The 4,333-nt window shown below is 60.6% G+C and carries 4 protein-coding genes; all 4 read left to right on the top strand.

The annotated features are described in order from the left end of the window. A partial coding sequence (locus NW856_RS13915) for an O-antigen ligase family protein (RefSeq protein WP_414400724.1) occupies positions 1-997 on the top strand: 997 nt, incomplete at its 5' end. Positions 998-1,119: 122 nt separating this feature from the next. Beyond that, the gene (locus tag NW856_RS13910) at positions 1,120-2,265 is read left to right on the top strand and encodes a quinone-dependent dihydroorotate dehydrogenase (protein ID WP_414400723.1); all 1,146 of its coding nucleotides are present in this window, start codon (positions 1,120-1,122) and stop codon (positions 2,263-2,265) included. 31 nt (positions 2,266-2,296) lie between these two features. Further along, complete coding sequence (gene btpA, locus NW856_RS13905; protein ID WP_414343344.1) at positions 2,297-3,184, top strand: photosystem I biogenesis protein BtpA; 888 nt, start codon at positions 2,297-2,299, stop codon at positions 3,182-3,184. A 52-nt stretch (positions 3,185-3,236) separates the two neighbouring features. Next, positions 3,237-4,307 (top strand): diguanylate cyclase, encoded by a 1,071-nt coding sequence (locus tag NW856_RS13900; RefSeq protein ID WP_414400722.1) that lies wholly within the window; start codon positions 3,237-3,239, stop codon positions 4,305-4,307. Positions 4,308-4,333: the final 26 nt, after the last annotated feature.

The raw sequence follows: 4,333 nt of genomic DNA, 5'->3' as shown, positions 1-4,333 counted from the left end.
GACGGAGTCCTTTCGCGTCAGCGGGACGGAGTTCCATCCTGTAGGCCGTCGGCGGTTGGCCCAGGTGTTGGTGCTGGGCAGCGGGCTGATGCTGCTTTTGGGTTGGGGAGAAGTGCTGTGGGAATGGCAGGGGCACTTCTTCTTGGGGCCGGTTTGGATTACGGGGGTTGCCGGGGGAGAGCGACCGGCGGCAGCTTTTACTTCCCCCAATATCCTGGCCATCTACCTGGTGATCCACCTGTGTTTGGCGGCAGGGCTGTGGCTGGATCGAGCCGATAGAGACTGGCCACAGGCAGTAGGGCTGGGAGCTGTGTTGGGGCTGGGATCCCTCTTGTTGCTGCTGACAGCCTCTCGCAACGGCTGGGGAGTGGGGGGGCTGGCGCTGGTGATAGGGCTGGCCCTGCGGCGCTGTTGGTGGGGGATCGGGATCTTGGTCGGCATAGGGTTGGCTGGTTTGGCTGCTGCTTGGGATTGGCCGGGCTGGCGGGCCGTAGTGCCCCGATTGATTTGGAGCCGTCTGGCAGACACCTTCGATCCCCAGGCGCTCCATTTTAGTTCCACCGCTAACCGTCTGGATGCCTGGCACTTTGCCCTGCAGATGGCGCGAGAGCGGCCTTTGACGGGCTGGGGCTGGCAGAGCTTTGCCGCCCTTTATAATGCTCAGGAGCCGCCGGAGCTGCTGGGCCATTGCCACAATCTGTACCTACACCTGGCAGCCGAGGGTGGGATCCCGCTGTTGCTGGGCCATCTGATCCTGTGGGGCTGGATTTTGGCGCGGGGATGGCAAGCTTGGCGGCGCTCGCAAGAAAGCGTCCTGTTGGGGATGCTGCTGGCCTTGACGGCATTTTTTGCCTCAGGGCTTTTGGACGTGGTGATGTTGGATGGCCGCATTCACCTGCTGGTAACCTTACTCTTGGGGGCAGTTTGGGGAGCCAGCCTTGAGCGGCAAAGGGACTCCATCTCCGGCAAAGAGCAAGCCCAGAGAGGTTACCGTTGAGTGCTGCAATGGGATATCCCTTAGCTGGCAGTGAGCCCGGAGTCCATCAGTTGCTCACCGATTTTTGCGACGCGGAAGCAAGCTACAGCCAAGGGGCAGTTTACCTGTAGAGGGTCTTTGCGGTGAACCTGTACCGAGATGTGTTGTGGCCTCTGCTTTTTTCTGGGCTGAGAGCCGACCCGGAAGCGGTCAAGATGGGCCTGCTGCGCGCCTTGCATTGGATCGATGCCACCCAGGCCACTGGGATCCTATCGGCTCTGGAGCGACTGTTTTGCTACCGGGATCCCCGGCTAGCGGTGTCGCTGTGGGGCCTTACCTTTCCCAATCCCCTTGGGTTGGCTGCGGGCTTCGACAAAGATGGCCTGGCTCTGGGCGTCTGGCCCAGCCTGGGGTTTGGTTTTGTAGAGGTGGGCACCGTCACTCCTCAGCCCCAACCGGGCAACCCCAAACCTCGCCTGTTTCAACTGCCCCAAGATCGCGCTGCCCTCAATCGCATGGGCTTTAACAATCAAGGGGCGGCGGCTCTGGCGGAACGGTTGCGTCGGCTACACCAACGTCCCATCCCCATCGGAATCAACCTGGGCAAAGCCAAAATCACCCCCCTAGAAGAAGCGGCTGCCGATTACCTGGCCAGCTTCCGGCTGCTCCAGGAGCTGGGGGACTACTTTGTGGTCAACGTCAGCTCCCCCAACACGCCGGGGCTGCGATCCCTGCAGGCTGCTGAGCAACTGGAGCCCATCCTGTCTGCCTTACAGCGGGAAAATCAGAAGCGAAAACCCCTTCTGGTGAAGATCGCTCCCGATCTGGACTGGCCCGACATCGACAGCATCCTGGAGCTGGCCCAAGACCATCAACTGGCCGGGATTGTGGCCACCAACACCACCCTGCGCCGCGATAACCTGAAAACCCGTTTCCTGCCTGGCCGCGGGATCCCCTTTGCACGGGCGGAGTCTAGGCCAATCCTTGCAGAAGCCGGCGGGATCAGCGGTGCCCCTTTGCGGGAGCGTTCCACCCAAGTCATCCGCTACATCCACCGCTCCACCCAAGGAAAATTGCCCATCATCGGAGTGGGGGGCATCTTCACCTTGGCCGACGCCTTGGAGAAACTGGAAGCGGGGGCCAGCCTGCTGCAGATCTATACCGGCTGGGTTTACGAAGGGCCGGGGATGGTGCCACAACTGCTCCGAGGCTTGGCCCGCTCTTTTCCTCCCAACCCTGATGTTACACTTCCCCCAGAGAATACCCCTGTGGGTCAGATCCAGGCGTAAGATCGTTAGGGATCCCTGAGGAAGCTTGCCGGTGAACCTGCTGCAACACCTTTTCAAAACCCCCCATCCGGTTATCGGGGTGGTTCACTTGTTGCCGCTGCCTACCTCGCCCCGCTGGGGGGGGGACTTGGAGTGGGTGATCGCTCAGGCAGAACAGGCAGCTACTGCCCTGGCTGCAGGAGGGGTAGACGGGATCCTTGTCGAGAACTTTTACGATGCCCCCTTTGCCAAGGATCGGGTGGACGCAGCGGTGGTCAGCGCCATGACCGTCATCGTCCAGCGGCTGAAAACCTTGGTCTCGCTGCCGGTCGGGATCAACGTCTTGCGCAACGATGGCTGCAGTGCTCTGGCGATTGCCGCCTGCGTGGGGGCGCAGTTTATCCGGGTGAATGTGCTCTGCGGGGCGATGGTGACCGACCAAGGCATCATTGAGGGGAATGCCCACCGCCTGCTGCGCTATCGCCGGGAGCTGGGGGCTAATATCAAGATTTTTGCCGATGTGCTGGTGAAACACGCTCAACCCCTAAGTCCCATCAGCCTGGATGCGGCCATCACCGACACGGTGGAACGTGGCCTGGCCGATGCCATCATTCTTTCCGGCTGGGCCACCGGCAAGCCACCCCTTCTGGAGGAGCTGGAGCTGGCCCGCAAAGTTGCTCCTCAGGTGCCGCTGCTCATCGGCTCGGGGGCTACTGCCGAAAACATCGGCAGCCTGATCCGACGGGCAGATGGAGTAATTGTGGCCAGTTCTCTGAAGCGGTCTTCCCGTTCCGCAGGCATGCCGACAGGCTATTCGGATCCCTTTCCCATGATCGACCCGATTCGGGTGCGGCAGTTTGTGGAAGCACTGCACCTTGCGCTCCGTGAGCGGGCCTCCAACCATGCTTGTCTGGCCGCTCCCGGCTCTGGTTCCAACTAGCTGTTGGCGATAAGATTGGGATCCGACTACAATGGGCGATTCCTCTTTAGCTATGCCATCCCTTGATCTGGAGGGCTTGGATTCTGCGTACCACCCTTCTGGTTCAGCAGAAGAAACCTTTTGGAGCTCTGTTCCGGCCCGGACTCCCCGCATTTGGGTTGTCGATGATGACCCAGTGGTTCGTTGCTACATTATCAATGTTCTCACAGGCTCCCAGTACTACGTGGAAAGCTGGGAAAGCGGCCGAGCAGCTTGGGATTCCTTGCAAAGCTTGGAAGAGAGCGAGTGGCCCGACATGGTGATCTGCGACTGGGTCATGCCTGAGATGTCGGGGGTAGAGTTCTGTCGCCGTCTCAAGGGATCCGCCGCAGGGCAGTTTGTCTATTTCATTTTGCTCACGTCCCGTTCTGAAGTTGAGGCTCGGGTAGAGGGGCTGGATGCGGGGGCGGATGAATTCATCACCAAGCCGGTCGATCCCGAGGAGCTGCGAGCGCGGGTGCGGGCAGGGTTACGTCTCCAGCGGCTCACCCAAGCTTTGGCCCAGGCCAACCGGCAATTGCGAGCCCGCAATGAGTTGTTGGAGTCTTTGTCTTTGACGGATCCCTTGACCGGGGCGTTGAACCGGCGAGCTCTGGATCAGGCGCTGCCCCATTTGCTCAAGCAGGTGGGAGCCCGCGGGGAAGCTCGCTACCGCTATCTCTGCCTGCTGATGATGGATGTAGATCACTTTAAGCAAATCAACGACAGCCACGGCCACTACATCGGCGACTGTGTGCTGCAGGCCATCGTCGGGCGGCTGCAAAATCAACTGCGGCCCTCCAGCCTGCTCTACCGCTATGGTGGGGAAGAATTTGTTTGCCTTACGCCCGGACTTAGCCCCTCTCGCTGTGGTCGCTACGCAGAGTCTCTGCGGCAGGCTATCGCCAAACGGCCCATTGACATCTCCCCCAAGCGCAGCCTGCCGGTTACCCTCAGCATTGGTGGGATCGTGCTCAGCGAAGACTACTGCCCAGAACCGGAAACCGCCTTGCAGCAGGCGGATAGCGCGCTCTACCAGGCCAAGCAGGCAGGGCGCAACCGAGTTCACATCCTCACCCCAACCCCAGAGGTTTATCTGCCCTGATACATTTACGCTGAACACTGCTGAAC

Origin of the sequence: Synechococcus sp. R3-13 (assembly GCF_047462195.1) — a bacterium.
In the GTDB taxonomy this organism is placed as follows: Bacteria; Cyanobacteriota; Cyanobacteriia; order Thermostichales; family Thermostichaceae; genus Thermostichus.
Note: the sequence above shows the minus strand (reverse complement) of the source record. Positions and strands in the feature narration are given on the sequence as shown.